General features: G+C 49.6%; 15 protein-coding genes. 2 read left to right on the top strand and 13 right to left on the bottom strand.

All coding sequences use genetic code 11. The features are described from left to right. The first annotated feature begins 354 nt into the window (after positions 1–354). Positions 355–2901: a DNA mismatch repair protein MutS gene (gene mutS, locus AB1757_03885; GenBank protein ID MEW6126181.1), complete on the top strand. Its 2547-nt coding sequence runs from the start codon at positions 355–357 to the stop codon at positions 2899–2901. A gap of 110 nt (positions 2902–3011) precedes the next feature. Here mutS and AB1757_03880 read toward each other — a convergent pair whose 3' ends face one another. From AB1757_03880 to AB1757_03850, 7 genes are all read right to left on the bottom strand, one after another. Further along, positions 3012–3299 (bottom strand): YMGG-like glycine zipper-containing protein, encoded by a 288-nt coding sequence (locus tag AB1757_03880; protein ID MEW6126180.1) that lies wholly within the window; start codon positions 3297–3299, stop codon positions 3012–3014. Between the two features lie 221 nt (positions 3300–3520). Beyond that, entirely contained in the window at positions 3521–3910 is a 390-nt protein-coding gene (locus AB1757_03875; protein MEW6126179.1) for an ACT domain-containing protein, read from the bottom strand. 35 nt (positions 3911–3945) lie between these two features. Then, positions 3946–4584, bottom strand: a complete 639-nt coding sequence (locus AB1757_03870; protein ID MEW6126178.1) for a Uma2 family endonuclease — start codon at positions 4582–4584, stop codon at positions 3946–3948. A 143-nt stretch (positions 4585–4727) separates the two neighbouring features. Continuing rightward, the gene (locus AB1757_03865) at positions 4728–6437 is read right to left on the bottom strand and encodes an ATP-binding protein (protein ID MEW6126177.1); all 1710 of its coding nucleotides are present in this window, start codon (positions 6435–6437) and stop codon (positions 4728–4730) included. Positions 6438–6589: 152 nt separating this feature from the next. Next, a complete protein-coding gene (locus tag AB1757_03860; protein ID MEW6126176.1) occupies positions 6590–7447 on the bottom strand; it encodes a hypothetical protein in 858 nt (285 codons plus the stop codon). Positions 7448–7523: 76 nt separating this feature from the next. Beyond that, a complete protein-coding gene (locus AB1757_03855) occupies positions 7524–8264 on the bottom strand; it encodes a PspA/IM30 family protein (GenBank protein MEW6126175.1) in 741 nt (246 codons plus the stop codon). Positions 8265–8422: 158 nt separating this feature from the next. Beyond that, positions 8423–11326, bottom strand: a complete 2904-nt coding sequence (locus AB1757_03850) for a ComEC/Rec2 family competence protein (GenBank protein MEW6126174.1) — start codon at positions 11324–11326, stop codon at positions 8423–8425. A 185-nt stretch (positions 11327–11511) separates the two neighbouring features. Between AB1757_03850 and AB1757_03845 the strand changes: the two genes are divergently transcribed. After that, positions 11512–11886, top strand: a complete 375-nt coding sequence (locus tag AB1757_03845) for a hypothetical protein (protein ID MEW6126173.1) — start codon at positions 11512–11514, stop codon at positions 11884–11886. A 95-nt stretch (positions 11887–11981) separates the two neighbouring features. Here AB1757_03845 and AB1757_03840 read toward each other — a convergent pair whose 3' ends face one another. The 6 genes from AB1757_03840 to AB1757_03815 form a co-directional block, all read right to left on the bottom strand. Then, positions 11982–12413: a hypothetical protein gene (locus tag AB1757_03840; GenBank protein ID MEW6126172.1), complete on the bottom strand. Its 432-nt coding sequence runs from the start codon at positions 12411–12413 to the stop codon at positions 11982–11984. A 136-nt stretch (positions 12414–12549) separates the two neighbouring features. Next, a complete protein-coding gene (gene recN / locus AB1757_03835; GenBank protein MEW6126171.1) occupies positions 12550–14250 on the bottom strand; it encodes a DNA repair protein RecN in 1701 nt (566 codons plus the stop codon). A 113-nt stretch (positions 14251–14363) separates the two neighbouring features. Further along, positions 14364–14972 carry a D-glycero-beta-D-manno-heptose 1,7-bisphosphate 7-phosphatase gene (gene gmhB, locus AB1757_03830; protein ID MEW6126170.1) on the bottom strand — a complete coding sequence of 203 codons (609 nt, stop codon included), beginning with the start codon at positions 14970–14972 and terminating at the stop codon, positions 14364–14366. A gap of 311 nt (positions 14973–15283) precedes the next feature. Beyond that, positions 15284–16522 (bottom strand): hypothetical protein, encoded by a 1239-nt coding sequence (locus tag AB1757_03825; GenBank protein MEW6126169.1) that lies wholly within the window; start codon positions 16520–16522, stop codon positions 15284–15286. 166 nt (positions 16523–16688) lie between these two features. Beyond that, positions 16689–19007 carry a S8 family serine peptidase gene (locus AB1757_03820; GenBank protein ID MEW6126168.1) on the bottom strand — a complete coding sequence of 773 codons (2319 nt, stop codon included), beginning with the start codon at positions 19005–19007 and terminating at the stop codon, positions 16689–16691. A gap of 7 nt (positions 19008–19014) precedes the next feature. Beyond that, positions 19015–21921 carry a CHAT domain-containing protein gene (locus AB1757_03815; GenBank protein MEW6126167.1) on the bottom strand — a complete coding sequence of 969 codons (2907 nt, stop codon included), beginning with the start codon at positions 21919–21921 and terminating at the stop codon, positions 19015–19017. Between the last annotated feature and the right edge of the window lie 37 nt (positions 21922–21958).

The following is a 21958-nucleotide window of genomic DNA, read 5'->3' as shown; positions in this document are numbered from 1 at the left end:
CAGGCTTCCATTAACCCGAAGGTCTACACACAGCAGAAGGGGCAGTCAAATAAATTAAGATCGGAGCTATCCACAATTTGGGGAACTGCGCCTAATTTATTCGATAATTTTTTCAACGCAATAGTTTTTTTCAGGGTCTAAGCTAAATCAGATTTTTTCAATTTATATGCAGGGCAATCATTATGCCGAAAAAAACCGGCTTTTTTGTTGGCGGTTAATCAAGCTCAGCTCCCCATATCGGTAATGAAGCAGTTGCACTTGTCCGGTCATTTTGCAATATTCATACAATTTGATTGAATAAAGCTTGAGCGCATGGTTGAGGTTTCGCCATCCTCGTTCAACCTGAGAACATTTATGTCAACGCCCTTGTGGACACAATACAAAGAGATCAAGCAGCGTTTTCCGGGAATGCTTCTGCTGTTTCAGATTGGTGATTTCTATGAAACCTTTGATGAAGACGCCCATATCATCGCGCGCGAACTCGGCGTCGCGTTGACGCGCAAGTATTTCGGCAAAAACAATGTTCGCCCGCTTGCCGGCGTGCCCGTGCGTTCGCTCGAAAGTCATCTCGCCAAACTCATTCATCGCGGCTTCAAAGTCGCAGTCTGTGACCAAATCACGCCCCCCGGCAAAGGGCTTGTCGAACGCGAAGTCACACGCATCATCACACCGGGCACGGTTGTCGAACCCGGATTGCTCGAAGGTCGCGCCAATAATTACCTCGCCAGTTTCGTATTTATCGAACGCACAGCGGGCATCGCCTACATCGATATTTCCACAGGTGAATTTCGCGCCACCCAGCTTGAACGCCATCAAGCCATCGCTGAACTTGAACGCATCGCTCCGGCGGAATTGGTTGTGCCGCTCACTCTGGAAGTTCCGCAAATCGAGGTTCGCGCCATCACCCGAATCAACGATGAGCGCGTCACCTATGCTGCTGCGCGACGCGCCCTGCTGAAACATTTTGAAGTCCTGTCACTTGAAGCTTACGGCGCGGAAAATAAACGACTCGCAACGCAAGCCGCAGGCGCAATCCTCGCTTATCTCGGCGACACCCAACCCGATGCCCTCTGCAATATCACCAGTCTGCAAACTTATAAAGCTGATCATTTCATGCAACTTGACCCGCAGACTGTTCGCAATCTGGAAATTTTTCAGGGTTGGGATTTCACCGGCGGCACGCCGACCGGTTCACTGGTTGCGACGATTGATTTGACCCAGACGCAAATGGGCGGGCGAATGCTGCGGCGCTGGCTGCGCCATCCCCTGCTTGAGCTTTCGGAAATCCGCGCGCGACAGGATGCCATTGAGTGGTTCGTCAAACGCCAAGCCGCGCGTCAGCAGGTTCGCGCATTGCTTGAAGAGGTTCTTGATATCGAACGCGCCTTGAATCGCATACGCCGCCGTCTCGCCGTACCCGCTGAAGTGCTGGCGTTAGGGCAATCGCTTTCGACCGTCACCGGGCTTCGCGCACTGCTTGAAAAACAGAAAGCGCCGGCGGAATTCATCGCGCCGCTTGAACCGTGTAAAGACCTCATTGACTTTATCGCCCGCGCCATCAGCGACAAACCGCCGCGCGACCTCGAACGCGGCGGCATTATTCGACATGGCTTTTCGCAGGAACTCGATTTGCTCAGAGAGACGCTGACCGGCGGCAGAAAATTTTTAGCCGACCTCGAAGAACGCGAACGCAAACGCACAGGCATTCGCTCGCTCAAGGTCGGCTATAACAAAGTCTTCGGTTACTACATCGAAATCACCAAAGCCAACCTGAAATTCGTGCCTAATGATTTCATTCGTAAACAGACGCTCACCAATGCCGAGCGGTTTTTTACTATGGAACTCAAAGAGCACGAATCGCTGATTGCCAATGCGCGGGAACGCATACTGGAACTTGAAACTAACCTCTATCGACAAGTGTGCGATGAAATCGGCAGGCATTACAAACGCATCAATCGCGTCGCCGCCGGGCTTTCATTAATTGACCTCTATGCAGCATTGGCGGAGTGCGCCGGGCAGTTTGGTTATACGCGACCGGAACTCCATGAAGACGATGAACTTCATATCCTCAACGGTCGCCATCCGATGATTGAAGCCATGCTTGACGGGCGCAAATTCACCCCTAACGATACGCATTTATCAAATCACGAAACCCAGATTATATTGCTCACCGCGCCGAATATGGCTGGCAAATCGGTGTATCTCAGACAGGTCGCCTTGATTTGCCTGCTTGCGCAAATCGGTTCGTTCGTTCCGGCACAAAAAGCCAGACTGGCAATCACCGATAGAATTTTTACGCGCATCGGGTTGAATGATTTTACGTTGCGCGGACATTCCAGTTTTATGATTGAAATGATTGAAACCGCCCACATTCTCAATCATGCAACTCCGCGCAGCCTGATTTTACTTGATGAAATCGGGCGCGGCACCTCAACCGCCGATGGCATATCCATCGCCCGCGCCGTCGTTGAATATCTGCACAATCAACCGCGCGTCGCCGCCAAAACCTTGTTTGCCACCCATTATCACGAACTCACGGATTGTGCAGATTATTTGCCTCGGGTTCGCAATTTTCACCTGGCGGTTGATGAACACAACGGTAAAATCACTTACCTGCATCGCGTAGCCGAAGGTCGCGCCGAAAAAAGTTTCGGAATTTATGTCGCGCAACTCGCAGGCTTACCCAAACCCTTACTGCGTCGCGCCAATGAATTACTCAGTAACTTTGAAGGCAAAAAACCGACGACCAAGAAAAAAGGTGAGGGGATGACACCCCCGCTTAAAGCCTTTTTTGATTCGCTGACGAATTTGGATGTAAATGAGATAAGCCCGGTTGAGGCGTTAACCAGGCTCTATGATTTTCAACGCCAAGCCAGAGACTTAACCGACAAAGAAAGTTGATTGCCTTGTTTTTCTTATTTATTCGTTGCCATTAAGCAGTCGCACAGAAAAGTGCGGCTCGAAGAATTTAATTTCGAGCCGCACTTTCGCTGAAATGTTTTGCCGATTATTTACCGATAGCGGCGATAAACTTTTTTATGTTTATTTTTCTTATGCCGATAGACCAGATAACCTGTGCCGGCTCCCGCGCCTGCGCCAATCAATGCGCCTTTTCTGCCACCGATTAACGCGCCCCCGACAGCGCCGACTGCCGTACCAACCGCAATATGTTTGGTTTTGCTATGGCGATGTCTGTATGGGCGACGATGCGCAAAAACTTCAGGTATCGCCGTGAGCAACATAAATACCAATATTAAAAATATTGCCAATGAATTTTTCTTTTTAAATGAGACGGACATTTTAACCTCCACAATCTGGTTTCAACCTTAACCGGTTGATCAGCCTACGAATTTTCACAAGCTGTTTAAACTTGTCAGCCTGGCATACAAAATCCGTATGTTTTCAAATCAATGTGTTTGCTTTCAAATTCCTACCGGCATTTTTTATTCATCCAAATGCCGATGAAATATGTGGGCAAGCGGTGTTCCAAAAACATTTTCAGGTGAGGTAATCAGACAAGTCAGATATTAACCCGATGTCCAGTCGAAGACAAAACGGCAATGGCTTTTTTGAGCTTATCGGATTTCACTAACAAATAATCCGTATCAAATGTTGAAATGGCAAAGATGCTGATTTCGGCTTCAGCGAGCGAAGTTGTCAGTGACGAAAGAATCCCAATCATTGAAAAATCAAGGGTGCCTGCAATTTTCAAGCACCGCCAGTTCTCTTCTCTTTGAACTTCAGGTGGAATATTCGCCGCGTCACAAACGATTGAAAGTTCATCAGCGGTTCGCGTCACAGAATAAAATTCGCCTTTCGTTGCCCAGCCAGGAATATTTTCTTCCTGGCTTAATCGGCAAACTGCCAGCGTTTCCGGGAGCAGTGAAAGGGTTAGTTGAATTGCAGACATAAATTAAAAATCAGGAAGATCTATTGAAGAAACTTTTAACCTAAAATTTCACCAACTTTCAATTCGACATCGGGGAGTTTATGAATTGTCAATGCATCGCCCCGTTTTAAAGTTTGTACGCGCGTGTATTTTCCTTTAACCGGTCTTGAATAAACTTCGATAACTTGAGATGACAAATCAATCAACACCGCTTGCGCTATTTTCGCGCGCGCATATAAAGGCATTTTCACTTCCCGGTCATAAACCACCGTAGAGTCGGCGACTTCAATAACCAGCAAAATATCTTTGGGCAGCGGATGTCTGGCGGCATAAAAATCGGCGCGATACTTCAACAAGGCGATGTCGGGTTGCGGTTGCGAAAATCCGCTCGCCTGCACAGGGTCTTGCACACTGAGGATGGCGTGTTGAGCAATCCGTTGTGCTAGCAAAGCGTTCAAGCGCTTTACACAAGAGCTATGAGCGGTTCCTATTGGACTCATTTCGACAATTTCTCCTTCAATTAGCTCTACGCGGTCATCTTCTTTGAGTACCCCCGCCTCAATCATCGCGTTGAAATCCGCTACGCTGAACCGCCAGCGGCGAACCATCGATTGTTCAGGAACGACTGCTTTAGGCGCAGTCGGTTTGCTTGAAGTTCTTGTCTTTAATTTTTCTCTTTGCGCATGAGCCGACATAAAACCACCTTTTGTCCAACGATACAGGAGAATATTTTGTCATAGAAATGCGCTGTCAGCGACCGCTTGTTCAACAAAAATATTTTAAGAACGCGCGGTCAAAGACCGCTACCTCAACGAAGCCACATTTAATAGTTTGCCAATCACCTGATATACATACGCATTTGTTCGATGCGTTGACTGAGTTCAGCGGGTGAGAGATTGCGATATTTTTCGGGAATCATCTCTTTCGAGGTCGCTTCGCGCGCCGCCACCAGCATTTGATACTCGACAGCCATTTCGTCACGCGCCGGAGTGAATTCTGCGGCGACCTGTTCGACGTCTGCTTGCGTGACTTTTTCATGCCCGTTCATTTTGGCGACGCGGCGCGAACGAATGAGCATGGATTCAATATCCGCGCCTGAGAGCGTCAATTTGTTTTTGGTAATCGGATGCCAATCGGTGACTTCGTGAACGATGCGGTTTTTGCGAATCATCGCGTCAATTACTTCCTGACGCTCCTGTTCGGTTTCGGGATAAAAGAGGGAAATGTGTTCTTCGGCGCGTCCCTGTCGTTTCAAATCAATCGGCAATAAATCCGGGCGAGAAGTCATCAGTATCCATAAAATGCGTCCGCGATTTTGGGTGTTGCCCATCGACGCCGCAAGCTTGGAAAAGATGCGCGCATCAACGCCCGAATCGCCGCCCGAATCGCGTGAGCCAAGGGTGGCGTCCGCTTCATCAACCAGCACGACAATCGGCGCAAGGGTTTGCAAAAGATTCAAAATCTTTTCGAGATTGGCTTCGCTCGACCCCACCCAGCGTTCGCGGAAATTTTTAAACGCCACAACATTCAATCCGCAATCGTGAGCAAAACATTCGGCAAGAAACGTTTTGCCGGTGCCAACGGGACCGGAAATCAATATGCCCATCGGGACTTCTTCGACGCTGCCTTCGAGCATGGTTTTGGCAATCGATTTCATGTACTCTTTGGCTTTGGTCATGCCGCCAACCGCGTCGAGTCCGTGGCGCGGGTGAACGAATTCAACCAGCCCGACGGTTTCAGCTTCGATGAGTTCTTTCTTTTTGCGCCGGATTTTATCCAGCGTCAGCCCGTCTTCCTCGCTGGCGGCGCTGCGCAACATTGAACTGAGATGCACGCGATTCAAGCCCGATGTCATCAAAGACAATTGTTCATCGGTGACGTTATCCAATTTCAGATTCGGAAGTTGCTCTTTTTGATAACGAATATATTCCAAGCGTTCGCTGTCATTCGGATAAGGAATTTCAATGGCGGCAAGGCGCGAACTTTGACGGATGCGTGGGTGAATTTCCGAAACGCTTTCGGCAATCAAGATGACAATATTGTCTTTTCTGAGGAGGCGTGAACTGGTAATCCATCGTTGCAATGACACCAGGTTGGTGCGGTCGTCGCCTGACATATAACTCACATCGCCCGCCGGGATAATCGTATCGAGAAAATTAATGATGACCGCGACCTGTTCGCCGTAAAGCAGAAAATGTTCAAGCAGGGGAATCGACCGCGCCGGGTCTTTCGGGAGTTGTCTGAGTAAATCGCGACTGCCCGCCGGGTCAGCGACGCGCAATTGCATAGTAAAGGCGCGTTCGGCTTCGTGTGAGCCAAATTTAATGCCTTCGCTGCGGTTATAGGTGACCAGATTTTTTGAGCCGACGAGTTCCAGTTGCAGGTAATTGAGCAAGCTGATGTAGTCTGTGCCCGATTTCACCAGATCATAAATATTGCCGTGCACCAAGAAGTGACTGGCTTCACCCGCATAATATTTTTTTGCCATCAGTTGCGCCCAGGCGGGCAACTGTTCGAGTTCGTCTAAAAGTAATCTTGATCGTGACATAGGATTCAGGATTCAGGATACAGGATTCGGGATTTAGGGTGAAGAAAGTTTGCAGTAGGGGTGATGAAGGATGAGCAAATAGCGTTTTGCAGTTGATCATCGTTTCCCCTTCCGCCTTCATAACTTCCTAAATCCTGAATCCTGTATCCTGACTATTGTCTTTGCGCCAAAGGCGGCCTGGTCGGAGTTGCCGATGCAGAACGCTCTGCTGCATCAAGTTGTGTGAGCACAGGGGCTGTTTGTTCAAGTATCTCTTTCGTGAGTTCAATCGAAGACAACAGCGAATCGAAATCCAGTGAAGCAATCTGTTCGGGCGATTGCATGGTCATGACTTCGTCATTCACCAGTTGGAAAAAACTTTCAATGGATTGCAATTGCGCTTCGACGCGCTTGATAGAGGTTTCCACGTTGGTGAAATTGCTCATACGTCTTTGCAGAAATTCGAGATTCTGCTCAAACAAGCGCCGCGTCGTATCATCCGGCGCGGTGGCAATCGAACGTTCGGTTTGCTGTATTTGATTGCGAATCTGCGTCAGGTTCGTTGACCGCAGATGATTTTTCAAACGCCTGTAGGTGTCCAGCATGTCAACATAAGATTCCCAGAAAATATCGAGCGTTTGCACACGATCAGGCAGGATTGAGCCGCGTGTAAATTTTTGATAGTTCTCGTAAATCTGTTTACGCATCCAGCTCAAATAATCCACAGCGTTGCGTTCACGCGGGTCAAAGGTGCGAATTAAGGCTTCACGTTTGTGCTTGCGGTCTTCAAGCTGTTTTTGCCTGGCGCGATAGTCAATCAATCGACGATAAGCCGCCGTTGAAGGCAGGGTCATCAGGTAAAGCGCTTCGGCACCCGCGCCCGCTGCTAAAAATATCCAGGCGAAATGTTGCAAGAGCGCGCCCGCGCCACCGGTCGCCGCATACACGGCTGCGGCAATAAACAGCACCAATCCCCAGATGTTATACGGCTCTTTTGCAGCCTCTTTTACATAATTCGGTTTCTCAGGCATAACCATTCTTTAAACGGTGAAGGATGAATAAGCGGTAATTTTCAATGCATCGTTCAGCCTTCATCGTTCAGCGTTTCTATTCCAAAGCTTTGGCTCTATCGGACGGACCGAGCGTCTTTTCGCTTTCACTGCCAATTGAAGGTTGCGAAACATTGCCTACGCCCATCTGCTGTTTGTAAGCCGAGAGCAGATCTTCAACCTGCAAATTCAACGATTCGCGTTCGATGTCGGCAATCTGCGATTCGATGCCCCCGGTCGCTAAATCCATACGCGCTTCGGCAGAAGCCGAACGGCGTTGGATTTTTTCGCGCATCTCATCGAAGGTGCTGGAATCATCGCCAACTTGAAATGACGCCATCGCTTGCGAGAGTTGCTCCTGCATCTTCGCGGCGCGCGCTTCGTTGACCAGTTGTTGGGCTTCGGCGGCGCGTTTTTTGACTTGCAGAATGTAGTTGTCTAAAAATTTTCTCGCCTGTAAAGAAGCCACGCGCGCCGACTCAAGTTGCCCTCGTGAACGGTCGAGCGCCACCTGCTTTTCCTGCAAAGCGGTGATGTAAGTGCGGGCAATGTCATCGCGTCCCTGTTTGATTGCAGCTTTGACCTTTAAATCCAATTCGCCGATTTCGCGTTCCAGAACCACCGCCTGCTTTTCAAGCTGCTTTTCGGTCGCCATCACCTGCGCGACGTTTTCGCGCATCTGCGGAACTTTGTCCTGCATATCACGAATCGTCTGCTTCAAAATCAATTCAGGGTCTTCTGCCGATTCAATGATGCCGCCAAAGACTGAACGAAACAGCCTTTTAATTCTCTCCCACATCTCCCCTCCTAAACGTAAGCCCCGTTGCTCTGCGCCAATCAAGGCTTTTTGAAGTTAGCTGCTAAAGACTCATAATAACCGAGAGCGCAAATTTAGCATAGCGTGAAACGTTTGGCGAATTGGCAAAGTTCAAAGTTCATCGGATTGCCTGGAATCTGTCACGGCGCATAAGTGGTCACCTGCACCGTAGCGCCATCGCTTTGCAAAGTTACCATTCCGCTGCGACCAGTCTGCAATAATTTAACGTCGCGTTTGAGAAAGCGTTCAATAACCACTTTATGCGGATGACCGAAGCGGCTGCGTTCACCAACCGATAGGATAGCCAGTTGCGGTTTGACAGCATCAATGAAGGCGTCGGTAGATGAGGTCTTCGAGCCATGATGAGGAACTTTCAAAACCTCGGCGCGTAAATTAACCCCTGAGTTCAGCAAAGCGGCTTCAGCATTTTTTTCAATATCGCCGGTCATTAAAATCGCTGTTGAACCATAAATCAATCGCAACACAATTGAAGTATTATTGGCTTTCTCTTGCGCTTGAGTTGCCGTTTGCGGATGCAGGACTTCGATTTTGACGCCGTCGATTTCAAAAATCTCACCGCTTGTGAGAATCGCTAAAGGCGTCTGGCAGGCATTCGCCACTTTTACAAACTTATCGAATTCGGGATTACTGGAAACCACGCGACCGACAATCGCTTCGCGTGCCTGCAGGTTTTTCATCACCTCGGAAAGCCCACCGATATGGTCGGCGTCGGCGTGGGTTGCCAGCACATAATCGATGTCCGTTAGTCCAAGTGACCACAAAAATCGCGCCACCACCGATTCGCCAACTGCAAAACCCGGTTCCCGGTAATTCGTTTCCTGCTCTTCGGCGTCCTGATCGAGCGCAGTTAAAGGCATCGCTTCATCATTAAACTTCTTCGACTCTGCGGGTTGCTTTTTGCGGTAAGTGAGTTCACCACCCCCATCAATCAACATGGTGGTGCCTTGCGGAAACACCACAAGCGCCGCATCGCCTTGCCCGACATCGAGAAAATAGATAGTGAGTTGGTTCTTCGGCAATTTACTTGGCGGATGAATGATGACGAAAATCATGCAAAAAAGAGTAGGCAGCAGGCAGTAGGCAATAAGCGGTTTTACTCTTGCCAGCAATCGCATCTGCCCTTTTGCTTGAGCATCATAAACCGTAGCGTGTGAGGCTGATTCGTTACTGCCTACTGCCTGCTGCTTACTGCCTACTGATTTCACTGGTTGCCATCGGTCAATCATCAGCGCCAGCCAACCGAGCGGAAGAAAATAAACGGCGTAAACGATGGATTGCCAGCCTTCGTAATGCGCAACCCGGAAAGTCATTGCCGGGATATTGAGAAAAGGCTTGATGGAATGAACCAGTAAATCGTGCGCCAATTGAACGGTGAAGATGAACGGCACAGCGAAACCCGCTTTGATTGTACCGAGTACAATCACCAGAATTGCTGCAAACATCATGACAGCGGTCAGCACACCTGAAAAAATATTCAGCATCACGCCTACCGGCGCAACCCGATTGAAATAAAAAGCCATCAGCGGCAAGGTCATCAGTTGAATTGCGGTTGAAGTAATCAACAGCGTGAATATCCATCTGATGAACCATTGCACGCGCCAACGATTCAAGCGAATGGCAGCGGGCGACTTATCGAGATGAAAGGTAATTGGCGAGTGTGCCATTTCGCGTAGAAAAGCCCGCTCATCCCAAAACAGTATTTCGCAAATGGCGCGTAACCACTCGCTGCAAGCAGGTGGGTGAGGGTGAATCGGTGATGGTCGCCACTCACCAATACTTTTCAATTTATTGACCAGCGGAATCGCCAATGTGACGATGGCGGCGACAGCAATAAAACTCAGTTGAAAACCAGGATCGGCTACCAGAGCCGGTTTCAAGGCAAGCATCAAAAACGCCGCCAGTGAAACGGTGTTGAGCGATGCGGCTTGCCGAAACAAGAGCGGCGCAAGCAATCCGACGCTGATCATCACTGTCGCCCGCGTCACCGGCGGCGCAAGCCCGACCATTAAGGTGTAAGCCCACAAAACCATAAATGCGAAACTGACACGCAACAGATGCGGGCGGCGAGTCTGCTCGCGATTTCGCGGAATTGCGGTTATAGAAAAAAAGCCTTTCGCTTCGCGATTGCGAAAAATTTTAATGAAAGGGAGATTCAATAACAGCCAGGCGATGATGGCGATGTGCATGCCGGAAATCACCAGGGTGTGAAAGGTTGAACTCTCGCGCAATCGTTCACTGGTCTCGGCATCTAAAAAATAACGGCTGCCCAGCAGCATAGCTTTAAGCGTTCCCGCCACGGGTTGTTCAAACCGCGCATCTATCGCCTGCATCGCTCGCAAACGAAAATGGAAGAGCGCGGCAAGCCAGCGGTTCCTCGAAGCACGACCTGAGACTTCAATCAGCAAAGGGCTTTTGATGGTGCCTTTCAAATCGTAACCCTGTCGTTCGAGAAATTCGTTGAAATTTACCGAGCCGGGGTTTTTATAATTGCGGGCGCGTTCGAGGCGCACCAGCACACGAATGCGCGAACCATAATCAAGCTTCAGCTCTTGAAATTCGCGAGCGGTCTGCGCGTCTTCGGTCGCAAGAAAAAGTTTGACGCGCCCCGATGCCGCAAGCGATTCCTGATAGATGCGTAAACTTTCGGCTTCGACATCCAGATAAACAGCCTCTGGCGCAGGTTCGGGCGGTTGCATTAACACGCCTGTCAGTTCCACAGGTTCGCTTGCCGTGATGATTTGTTGTTCAAATAACTTTTGCAATCGCGTGTCATTAACGCTTATGTGTTCCTGATGGGCGAGCAAAGCCGCAACCATCACGAAACCGAGCAACAAACCAAGAGTTGTCACACGATGGGCTTTTCGGTAGATGAAAAAAACTGCGCCGAAAAAAGATGGAATAAGTAATACCCATAAACTCCAAACCGGCGGTTCTAAAAATTTATCCGCAAGAATGCCACTAACGAGCGCAGCTAACAAATAGAGAAAAGGTTGGCGATGCGGCGCGTAAGTGGATTCGTTCATAGGCAGACTTAGGCTTGCGATTTTCAACAATCGATTGATTGATGTGAATTTTGCTGTGCAGGTTCAGCAAAACCTTAATGGCTTATCAGGGTTGTAACGAAAACTTATTTTCTCCGAAAATTACAATACGGAAACCGGTTTACCTGTTGACAACTTGGATGCGAACGTAAATTATCATAATTCATATGAGCGATGGAATCGTAGAATTACAACAAAGAATTATTGAATTCGCAAAATCCACGGAAGCGCCGGATGAATCGTTTTTAATGCGGCGACTTCCTTTAGATGATAAAGAGCAGGCGCAAAAAGTTATCGATGGCATGACGCTATCGCTCATCAGCTATTGTTACCACCATCATCCACGCGGTGAAAATGTCCATGAAGTCATGGAACAACTGGAAAAAGTTGACCCGGCTTCTGAAGAAGCCCGCGACCTCGAACGTCGCGCCGACGATGCCGCCGCCTTACAGATTCCGTTTATTGTGACGTTGAATCGCTTAGTGGAAGAGTATCACGAATTGAGAAAACGCTTAGAGGATAGACTTTCAGCCAACGACTAAGGCAGCCGCCAGACTATCAAACAAAATTTTCATCGAGTTCAGGATGGGGAAAGCCGCTCACACGCTATGGCGAGCGGCTTTAAAAAACCAGCTTTTCAATCATCCGTATCATCATCGGGTTCAGATGTTCCCCCGAGACTTTTCATTTCCGCAGAGATTTCGGCGCGACGTTGTTTCGCGAGTTTCATAATCATCGAGAGATGTTTTCTGGCGCGACGCGCGGCGGCTTTATTCATCTTCTGCCGAAAAGCCATATTTTCTGCGGCAAACCGTCCGACTTCGACCAGGAGTTCACCGGTCACGGTTCCTTGATTGCGGCGGTCGAACAAGCGTTGATTGATAACCCGACGTTCGGTGAAACCGGGTGGCGGTCCCATATCGAGTTTGCGGCGTTCTTCAAAACTTTGACGACGTTCGACAAACGGCTGCGCATCCTGCGGTTTTTCGTTCACCGTTTCCGCTTTGCTCTCTTTGGCTTCGTCCGCTTCAACGTCTTCCAATACTGCAACATTGGTTTCTTCTGACATGTCATTCTCCAGAGAAATCGAAATAAATTTTTAGAATTCTTACCTTTTCGGGGGACGAAAGGTTCGCTCAGGCAAAGCCAGTCTACCACAGGCAAAATCGCTTGCAAGAGTTAGTTATTTTGTCGCGAAAAACCAGTTATGCCTTGAGCATCTCTCTGGCGTGGCGACGCGCCGTGTCGGTAATCTCTGCGCCTGTGAGCATGCGCGCCAACTCTTCGACGCGACCTCTGTGGTCAAGTTTCGTGAGGTTCACCACCGTGCGTCCGGCGATAGCCTCTTTTTGAACGAGCAGATGTGCATCAGCAAAACGGGCAATTTGCGGTTGATGGGTGACGCATAAGACTTGATTGGATGCCGATAGTTTTTTGAGTTTGACACCGACAGCTTCCGAAACCCGCCCACCGATGCCGGTGTCGATTTCATCGAAAACAATGGTGCGCGGAAATTCCGACGCCGTTGCAATGGTCTTCAACACCAACATCAAACGCGAGGCTTCGCCGCCCGATGCAACTTTGGCAAGCGGGCGCACATCTTCACCAACGTTTGCGGAAAAATAGAATTCGACGCGATCAATGCCGGTCGCGGTAAACGCGCGCGCGGCGTCCGCATCGTTCAATTCCTCATCCGAAGGCACAACAATGCGCACTTCAAATCGCGAGTTTTCCATTGCCACTTCCGCAAGTCCCGCGACGACGCTCTTTTCAAACCCTTCGGCGGCGCGTTGACGTTTGCCGTGCAAATCACGGGCGGCTTTTAAATACTGGCGGCGCACTTTTGCAAGTTCAGTTTGTAATTCCTGTTCGCGCTGGTCTGCATGTTCGATGTTGTTCAAACGTTCCTGCGCGTCTTCGAGATGCGCGAGCGCGCTTTCAAGCGTGCCGCCGTATTTGCGTTTCAGCCTGGAAATTTCCGCCAGACGATTTTCGACTTCGCTCAAGCGTTCGGGAGAAAATTCCAGCCCATCGGCAAAATCGCGCAATGAAAACGCCAGGTCTTCCAAGACCGCGCGGGCATTTTGCAAGCCTTCAAGGTAAGCGCGAAAACTCGAATCATATTCGGCGAGTTCTTCAACGCGGCGCGTTGCCTGTTTCATTCGCCCCAGCGCCGATTCGCTGTCTTCGTAAATCGCGCCGTAAGCTTCGCTTGAAAGGGTCGTCAGTTTTTCAACATTGTTCAATCGTTTGCGTTCTTCTTCGAGGCGCTCATCTTCGCCAATTTCAAGTTGGGCGCGTTGCAGTTCTTCAATTTGAAAACGCAGAATGTCGATGAGTTGATATTTCTTTGCTTCATCCTGTCTGAGTTCATCGATTTCGCGCTTCAACGCAGCAAACTGTTTATATTTGTTGGCAACCTCTTGTCGTTGACCGAAGGTGTTGGCGAAAGCGTCGAGTAAATCGAGGTGCGTGTCGGGGCTGAAAAGGGTTTGCTGTTCGCCCTGCCCGTGAATATCAACCAGAAACGCGCGCAAATCTTTCAAGAGTGTCAGTGTCGCCAGTTGATTATTGACGAAAATTTTATTGCGCCCCGATGCGGTCATCTCGCGGCGAATAATGATGTCATTCGCGCCATTGACATTGAGTTCAATGCCTGACGAATCAAGCAAGGCTTCCAATCCATCATTGCGTTCGACCAGAAATTGCCCCTCGATAGAAGCGCGCTGCGCCCCGGCTTTAATCATCTCTGCGGAAAAGCGCCCGCCAATCAAGGTGCCGAGCGCATCAACGATAATGGATTTCCCGGAGCCGGTTTCGCCGGTCAGCAAATTCAAGCCGCGCTCGAACTCGACTTGCAAATCATCAATCAAAGCGATGTTGGAAATATTCAGCAGTGTGAGCATAAATCAGTCCGTAGTCAGTTGTCCGTAGCCCATAGTCAAAATGCTGCAAATGACCGACGAATATGTTGGGGGCAAATTCTATAGACCACCGACTACTGACTACGGACTACTGGCTATTTTGTCAAGATGAGATTGGCGGCTTCGAGTAAATTTTTTGCAACGATGGTTGGATAACAGGGGAAGCGTTCGATATTCGCGTAAGTTTCCGCGCCGTACCCGGTCGTCACCAGCACACCTTTTGCGCCTGCGTTGGTCGCCAGGTTGATGTCGCTCGCTTTATCGCCAATGACATAAGATGCAGCAAGACTAATTTGATATTCTGTGACAGCGCGTTCGAGCATCGCAGTTTGCGGTTTACGACAGTCACAAACTTTGCGATATTGCGCGTTGCCGAAGCGCGGATGATGCGGGCAATAGTAAACCGCATCAATGGTTGCGCCATCGCGCGCGAGTTCGCGAATCAATTTTTGATGAATCGCCGCAAGCATGGTTTCGTCGTAAAAACCCCGCGCGATGCCCGATTGATTGGTAACCACAATGATTTTAAATCCGGCTTCATTCAATTGTTTAATGGCTTCGGCGGCAAACGAATAGATATGCAATTCATCGGGACGCGAAACATAACCAATATCTTCATTAATCGTCCCATCACGGTCTATAAAAATTGCGGACGCTTCGATTGCGGAATGCGAAATGCGGATTGCGGATTGATTATCGCTCATCGTTATATTGGGTTGATTCCTTTCATTGCTCCTGAATACGTCTTCTCAAAAGGCTAACGCTCAACCTTGTTCTAAATCGAAGTTTATGAGATTGGTACAAAGGTCAATTGTGAACTCTGCAAAACCGCCAAAAAATTTGCGTTAGATTGATAGGTAACGTCATGTGAACAGTGTACCAGTCTCTTGCGGTCTAATTTAGCCACTTAACTTGTCGAGAGTTCCGGTTCTCAAAAGGCTATGGCTATAACCTTGCCTTGCGAAACGCCGTGCCCTGGTAACTCAATCCGCAATTCGCATTTCGCAATCCGCAATTAATAGAGGGTTTCGGCGATGCCGAGAAGCGCCGAGATGTTGTGTTGCACATAATCAATGCGCACATGGAAATCGTCTATGCTTTCGCGAAAGCCACCAAGCGCGCGTTGCGGATTCGGCAGATGCGCATCTGTATCGGCAGTGAATTGTTGCGAGATTTGAAACCGCGCACAGGCTCTAAGCGAGAGCGCAATTGTTGTCGTCCGCCAATCTTTCACCAGTTCCGCCATGCGATAGGCGGCAAGCAAGCCTTCGGCGCGCGACGCGGTCGGCGTCACTCGCGGAATGCCGGGACTAAACGCGCCCGCATAGTACACGGAATCTTCTTCGCTGTATTGCGTGGCAATCAGACTATCGGCAATTGCCAGCGCGTGGTCGAAATATTTTTGATTGAACAAGAGTTTATTTAACGCTTCGAGCGCCTGAATAAACCAGGCATCGGGCGGCAGGGGTTTGGTTTTGCTTTGCGCCTGTTGCAGATAGTCTGCGCCGCGCCGCGCCGCCTCCAGCCACTTTTTATCGTCATCGAATTTATAAAAACGAATCAATGCGAGAAGCGCTTCGCCGGGATAGTAAAGCGACACGTTGCCATCGGGTTCATCGCCTTTGATGGAGTGATAGCTTTCAAACGAGCCGTCGGGGTTTTGCAACGTCAAAATCATGTTCGCAAGTTTTCTGGCATCCTCACGATTTGCGGATTTCGCATCAACCTCCATCTGTTCGGCAAGCGCCAGCAGCGCCAGAGCGTTGGCACCGAGTTTGGCTTTATTGTCGAAATCCAGAACATAAATGGCATTCTTTTTTTGCGCCGGGCGAAAGCGGGTTTTCAAAAACCGACAGGCGCGATTTGCGGCTTCGAGATAACGCGCCTCTTTGGTTGCGGCGTAGAGTTCAAATAATGAATAAGCAGTGCCCGCGTGACGCACGATGTTATAGGTGCGGGTTTCAAATTTATCGCGTGCCGCGTCGTAATAATAATGAAAGCTGCCATCGGCTTTTTGCAGGCGCACAAGGTAATCGCCGCCCGCTTTTGCCGACGCGATTAATTGAGCTTTATCGAGCAGGATTCTTGCAGGCTGACGGTTTTGATTAACCGCCGGAGTGAAGTCATTGGCGATTTCGTTAGGAATTAAAAGGTCTTCGTCAGGTTTGGCAGGAATAGCCAGTTGCCAGCAAACCACAGTGAAAACACCAAGAGCAATCATCACCAGCATGATTGAAATCAGGTTTTTCACCATGAATAAAAAATACACGAGGCAAAAAAAATTAGCGAGAACCGATTTCGTGGATTTGACAAAATAAAGCCCTAATGAGATTTGACCATGCTCATCAGGGCTTGATCATTCGGAACACGCTGACGATCTTTCGCAACTGACTTTTAGTTCAAACATTCATCAGCGCGCATTAATCATCGCGGGTTTTAATCTCTTTTGCAGTCACTGAGCCATCCGATTGTCTACAGGATTTGACCTCTACTTTGACGCCAACGGCAACCGGCACGTCATCCTGCTCGATGCGCGTGGCGGAGGTGACGTGAACCGTCTTTCCGTCAATTTGCCAATCACCGATTAAACCGCCCGACGGAAGGCTTTGAATGATGCCTCGGAATTCATATTCAATACAAACGCCATCATCACCGCCGCCACCGCCGCCGCCGCCATCGTCACCACCGCCATCATCACCGCCGCCGGAATCATCGCCACCGCCAATATCGCCGGACTGAAAAGCGCCTTGCAAAACCACTTGACCGGATTGATTGAGTATGGTCACCTGTTGAATATTAGTCACCGGCAACAATGCCGCAGGAATCAATCCATCCTTTGAACCGTCGCTGGTCAATTCGACTTTCAAGTAACCGAACTGGGCTGTGAAGGTGCCAAGCAAAATATTGTCAACGATAATTTGGTAGGTTGCGCCCGAAATCAGATGTTCGCCTTCTACTTCCAATTCCTGACGTTCGGATTCGATTTCAACTTCGGCGCTGCCTTTTGCCTGCGGAAGTTCGGCAGTTGCCGCAAGCGGAATCTCTTTGCGGAAAGTCTGCGCGCCACCTGTGCCGCCGCCAACGGCTGCGACAAAATCGCCATGCAACACAACTCTATCGAAAGCATCGCGCACTTCAACCTGTCGAATGTTACTCACGGGATTGAGCGCCGCCGGCAATAACACATTGTTGCTTCCGGGCGCAGATGAAAATTCAACTTTCAAACCGCCAAAAACATCCGTGGCGGCTCTTGCGTGCGAACTATCGAGAATCATTGCGCCGTTGACGAAAATTTTATAGCCACTGCGCGGTGTGAGTCCCAACGCATTGATTTCAAATTTTTCTTCAGTCGGTTTGCTTTCGATTTCTGCATGACCACCGGCATTTGGCTCAACTCCTGTCGCCTGCAAGATAATCTCTTTGTTGGCAGTAAGCGGCGCATCAAGGCTGGTCAATGCCTGCAAGGGGTTCACGCGACCTTTGCCGAGTTTACCGGAAACCGCTTGATTCAACGCATTGATATTGTCGGCGGTCGATTCAATGATGGTTTGCGCGTCGGCAGCCGGATTGCGCGAAAGAATTAAAGCCGCCTGAGCAGCGGTAATCGGCGCGGCGAATGAGGTGCCGCTCCATTTTGCAAAATCGCCGCTGCCGCTGCGCGGAAAAGTGCTGATGAGTTCAACGCCGGGGGCGGCAACCGATACATTGATGCCGAAATTTGAAAAGGTCGCTTTGTGGTCGCTTAAATCGACGGCGGCAACCGCCATAGTTTCATTAATCCAGGCGGCTGGATAACGGGGTCGCGCGTCGGTGTCATCATTTTCATTGCCGACAGCAGCGATGAGCATCGCGCCGCGTTGTCTGGCATAGATAATGGCGTTATGTAAAACATCGGAATTTTCAACCGAACCGAAACTCAGATTAATCACTTTTGCGCCGTGGTCTGCGGCATATTTAATCGCTTCGGCAGCCGTAAAGGCATCGCCGAGACCATCGGCATCAAAGGCGCGAACCGGCAAGATAGTCGCTTTCGGCGCAATCAAACTAATCAAACCGGCAATAAAAGTTCCGTGACCCGACAAACTGGTCTGGGTATCGGTCGGGGCAATTTCCGAAGGGCTGCCATCGTTGTCAACGAAATCCCAACCGCTTACATCATCAATCAACCCATCGTTATCATCATCAATGCCATTGACCATTTCGATAACGCCGCTTCGTTTATCCGCCCACAGTTGCGGCGCGATGGATGGATGCGTCGAATCAATGCCCGTATCAATAATCGCGACGACGACGCCTTCGCCCATCGAACGCACACGTAATTGCTCGACTTGAAGTTTGGCGAGCAATTCTTGTGATAAATAATCCGCCGGGTTCATCGGCAAGGTGGCATGTCCGTTGGGAAAATTCAGATGCGAGCGCGCAAACGGGGTAATCGGATTTAAGACGAGGGGGTTTAGAGACACGCTTAACAAGTTCGCATCTTTAGAGAGTTTTCTTTGCCATTTCTGCTCTTTCTTGCCGTTTGGCGTGCGCAGACGATAGAGATTGGTGCCGTAGATTCGTTTGATTAAAGCCGTGCCCCAGCGATTGTTGATGGTTTCAATCGCGACGCCCGGTTTCAATTCGACAATCAATTCGCCTTTACGATATTCCTGTGAAAAAGCCTGCTCCTGCAAAGCAAATAAAACAGCAAAGAGAATGCATGATTTAAGCAAATTTTTTGCAATACGTTTATTCATACCAGCCTCATCCTAAATTTACAGATGCAGTGTCGCCCATCAAGATGAAAGGCGCCCAGTAGTAAGGATGTCCGTAAGCATCTTTAATCGCCAGTTGGGCGTGCCGGATGGCGGCACGTCGGGTCTTTCCTGATTTGATATGGGTATACATTTCGCGCATAAAATCCGCCGTCGAACGGTCGTTCACCGCCCACAAACTGACAACCATCGAAGGCGCTCCGGCATACAAAAACCCGCGCATCAAACCGTGCAATTCATCGCCCGGAAAGATACCATTCACCCCGGTGTGACACGCCGAAAGCGTTACCATCTCGGCTTGCAAACGCAGGTTCAGCAGGTTGTAAAAATTCAAATTCGTATCCGCCAGTTTCAGAAATGAAAACATCGGGTTATCGCGTCTGAAATAACCGTGCGAAGCCAAATGTAAAAATCGCGCTTGCGGTGCTATTTGCAATAAATTGCCGTGGGTCGCCCGCTTGCCCGTCAGTTTCAGGGCATCAGGAAATATCGAACTGAGGGTCGCGATTTCCTCTTCGATGCTGGGCGTGCCGCTTTCCGCGACTCCCACTGCGAGCAAGGTTGGGCGATTGAAATTATTAGTGGTGTGGCCTGACGTTTCTCTCTTAGTGAATTGGATATCCCGCTCACCGGATTGCGAATTCGCCTCACGAATTAATTGTTGATGGCGATTGCGGCATAATTTTAACACCGAAGCGCTCGGCGCGTAAGAAATTTCAAAGCGGTCAATCAAATAATTTGCGCCTTCGCGTAGCGCGTGAAAGGGCAAATAATGCAACGCTCCGTGCGGAATGATGACCAATTTATTGCCGGTTAAATATTGCTCAACCGGCGCAAAGACGCTCTGGTAAAGCTCTGTGAGGTGCTCATCAGTGGTGCGTTTGAGGGGTCCGAAATAGGCGTCAACATAGGCTGCGCCATAATTGAATTTTTCGATTTGAAACCTGAGCGCGGTGAGAATTTTTTCTACTCGGTTTTTGGAAGCGATTTGGCGAATAATCGCGCTGCGTTCAGAGGTGGCAACGAAGGCGGAAATTTCATCGCCGGTGATGAAATATTCGATAGCGGTTTCATCTGCTTCAAGGGTGCTGCGCAAATCTTCAAGGGTTGTCGAGTCATCGTTTCGCACCTGGGCAGACGATGGATTTTCCGCTTCCAGTCGTCGAAACAATCGAGCAATCTGTTTTTCGCGCCGCTCAACTTCCGCACGATAACGTGCGGCAACATCAACGCGCCGCTGCTCACCTTTATCCTCTTCCAATCCAGCCTGCGACGCATACCAGTTCAATTCTTCAATCAGTTTCGATAACCGTTTGCGAGTAGGTGATTGCTCTCCGGTTTGGCGTACCATATCCGCATCGCTCAGGTATCGCGAAATCAAATCGGCAAGCGCGCGCGACTTGGATGATTCAACCAGGCGGAATGCCTCTTCAAGCGAACGGTCACTGCCTTCATCGAGGCACGTCTGTATCGCATCTTCATAAACTGCAATTTTATCGCGTAAAAAAGTGGTTTTCAGTTCGGCGGCGGCAATACCGATTCGGAGATTTTCAATAACCCCGACAGCCTTGCGAAAATAATCAAGCGCCGGACGTTTGCGGCTACGTTCGATTTTGCCGAGTAAATGTTGCGCTCGATAAACCATCGTCGGAGCAAAAATAGTTTCAACATCTTTGAGCGCGGCATTCGCCAGGCGTTTCGCTTTGCTTAAATCGGTTTGTTGGTAAGCCAGATTTGCGGCAAGCAATCGCGCATAAGCGGTTTTCGTCGGCAGCTTTTGGTTAACGAAAATTTGCAACGCCGCGTTGAGTCGGCGTTCGGCTTCTTTCCATCTTTTTTGATGAATCGCGATTTCCCCAAGGTATTGGTCGGCAACCGCCGTAAACACCGCATTCTTTTTTTGCGCGAACATTTTCCGGGCTTTGAGCAAATCGCTTTTCGCTTCATCAAATCGCTCAAGCCCGGCGGCAGCCAGGGCGCGAGTTAACAGCGATTTTGCGACTTCATAACCAAGTTCTAGTTTTTCAAATTGCGCGCCGGCATTGGTGGCGCTTTCAAATGCATCATCAAAAGCATTGAGCGCCAGAAGCATTTCGGCAATTTCCAAATCGCACCACGCCAGCATTCGCCTATATCCTAATTTGCCTGCGCGTTCACGCGCTTTGTAATAACTGGTGAGCGCCTGATTATATTTGCCGCGCAAAAAACTGAGGTAAGCGATATGAAAACGCGCTTCGGTGGCGTTAAGGGAAAATTTTTCGGCGTCGAAAATTTTTGCCGAGTTTTCAAAAAGTTCCAACGCTTTGTCGGGTTGGTCTAATTCAATGAAAATATCTGCGCGATTGACATCCACCAGCGCCTGCATTGCCGATTCACCCGACTCTGCGAAAATCGTTCGCGCGCGGTTGTAATGCGCAAGGGCTTTTTTGTACTGGTCTTGCTGATAATAGACATTGCCGACATTGGTTTCGAGTTGCGCCAATTGCACACGACCGGCTCGCCTGAGCGCGCGTCGCGCCATTTCTGCCGCGTCTAAGGCTTCAGCAAAACGCCCCAGGCGTTTAAAGGCATCGACCTGCGATTTTTGCAAAACGGCCGCTTCGATTTTGAGATTTGCGCCAAGCAACACTTGTATGGCGCGGTCATAAAATTTAATGGCTTCCGAAGGGCGGCTTTGCTGGTGCAGGACGCGGGCGCGCGCAGCTTCGGCAAAAGCTTTTGCCAGGCGGTCATTGGTGAGTTCAGCAAGTTCGATGATACGCAAAGAGAGTTTGGCGGCGGCATTGAGGTCGCGACCGATTAAGGAGTCGATTTCCGTTTTCAGAGCAGCAAAATTTTCCCACGAAATGGCATTTTTCTGAGCGCGAAAAAAGGTTTCCGCGCTTTCCGCTTTCATTAATTTGTTCGCGAGTTTCCTGCTCACAGGCTCCTTA

This window comes from Acidobacteriota bacterium (assembly GCA_040754075.1).
Lineage (GTDB): Bacteria > Acidobacteriota > Blastocatellia > UBA7656 > UBA7656 > JBFMDH01.
The sequence above is the reverse complement of the archived record's forward strand: the minus strand, read 5'-3'. Positions and strand labels throughout refer to the sequence as shown.